General features: G+C 32.2%; 2 protein-coding genes. Both read left to right on the top strand.

Annotation, left to right across the window (positions count from 1 at the left end):
* Positions 1-134: 134 nt before the first annotated feature.
* Positions 135-602 (top strand): hypothetical protein, encoded by a 468-nt coding sequence (locus CDH49_RS15475; protein WP_100616433.1) that lies wholly within the window; start codon positions 135-137, stop codon positions 600-602.
* 245 nt (positions 603-847) lie between these two features.
* Positions 848-1,207 (top strand): DUF4844 domain-containing protein, encoded by a 360-nt coding sequence (locus tag CDH49_RS15470; protein ID WP_239970681.1) that lies wholly within the window; start codon positions 848-850, stop codon positions 1,205-1,207.
* The last annotated feature ends 155 nt before the right edge of the window (positions 1,208-1,362 follow it).

The raw sequence follows: 1,362 nt of genomic DNA, 5'->3' as shown, positions 1-1,362 counted from the left end.
TGTATAAAAAATTGCTAGTTTTAGCTAACACAAAGTTGGTTGCCCGTTTGCTGGCTTCCGATTTTCCTTCGGAAAATCCTCGCCCCCAAACACGCAACTTTCCATACACGAACACGTTGCCAACCATTTGAGAAATGACAGATAAACAATTAAAATTCCTGACTAATTTTAAAACTGATAAAATTGCAATTATCGGAAAAACTTCTGACTCTGAAATACAGGAATTAGTTTCTGATTTAAAATCTTTAAATCTAATATCTGAAAAATCAAACAGTTCAACTCTTATAATAATCGACTTAATTTCTTTTGATAAACTTATTGAATTAAAATCATTGTCTGAATTTAAAAAATGGTATTTGGATAAAGATAAAAGCATATATAATAATTTTTCTGGTTCAACAATTGGACAACTAAATCAATCGGATTTTCTAAAAAACCAAAACACCGAAATAAAACAGATTATCCAACCTAAAACAAATGAAAAGCAACAAAACGCAATAATTTCGTTTATAGAAAAATTTTGGTGGCAAATATTAATTCCATTAGTTATTGGAATTATATTAATATTAATTGAAAAAGGTATAATTAACATTGGTATTTGATTTTAAAATTAATCATCTGATAAAAAAACGGTTGGCAACACCGTGTATAAAAAATTGCTAGTTTTAGCTAAATCAAAGTTAGTTGCTTGTTTGCTGGCTTCCGATTTTCCTTCGGAAAATCCTCGCCCACAAACACGCAACTTTCCATACACGAACACGTTGCCAACCATTTGAAAATGACGAAGTACATAACAATATTTTTAACTTTTTTGATTTTAAATTCTTGCGAACAAAAAGCGGCGGAAATGAGAACACCTGAAAATGCTAAAGAAAAATTTGCGGAATTTATTGCAAAAGAAAAATTCAATATGGAAAACTTTTATCCTGGAATTGCGGACGAAAAGTTACGGCCTATCTTCACAAAAAAAATTAATGATGCTGCATCCGACTTTCTCACCGTTGCGGAATCTAACAATCCGACAGACAAAAAATACCAAGAAAAAATCGGAATTGGATTATCACGATTTTCAGATGTTTATTTGGACTTAGATACGGAAGATCGAGAACGAGTTTGCGGTTATTTTGAGGAATTAATGGACATTGTTGGATTGGAAAGTTCCGATGGAAAATTAAATAAATTCATGTACGGTTTTGACCCAAACTGACAAAAATAAAAAGAATAAAAAACGGTTGGCAACACCGTGTATAAAAAATCGCTAGTTTTAGCTAACACAAAGTTGGTTGCTTGTTTGCTGGCTTCCGATTTTCCTTCGGAAAATCCTCGCCCCCAAACACGCAACTTTCCATACACGAAAACGTT

It is taken from the genome of Confluentibacter citreus, from assembly GCF_002807055.1.
Taxonomy (GTDB): Bacteria; Bacteroidota; Bacteroidia; order Flavobacteriales; family Flavobacteriaceae; genus Confluentibacter; species Confluentibacter citreus.
The sequence above is the reverse complement of the archived record's forward strand: the minus strand, read 5'-3'. Positions and strand labels throughout refer to the sequence as shown.